This window comes from Polaromonas sp. P1_G2, assembly GCF_056405515.1.
On record NZ_JBFUBY010001836.1, the window covers coordinates 1 to 351 of the forward strand.

General features: G+C 65.5%; 1 pseudogene. It reads right to left on the bottom strand.

Going from position 1 to position 351, the window contains the following annotated elements:
• Nucleotides 1-351 (bottom strand): annotated as a pseudogene (locus AC1D0P_RS32830) (hypothetical protein); the annotation flags it as partial.

Genomic DNA, 351 nt, shown 5'->3' on the forward strand with positions numbered 1-351 from the left:
GCGGATATAGAGCGGGCTGGCTTTGACGTCTGCCGCAAGCCTCGCGCCGATCCTACCGACGATATCGAGCGGGATCATGTCGATCTGCGGCGAGGCTGCACCGCTCAGGATCAAAGCGCCCGATCCGGCCAGCATTGCGTCTGCTTCTGCAGCGAGCCTCAATGCTTCGTCATAATGCAAGGCTTGCGGCTCACCGCGCGTCGAGCCGTCGCCGGTGAAAAGCTGCGCGTAGAGTTCCTCGCGCCGGGCATCGATCAGCGCCAGCACCGGCTTGTCCCGGCCCAGCATCGGCTCTGCGACAACCGACAGCGTCGTGACGCCGACCGCCGGAATGCCGAGCGGCAGAGCGAG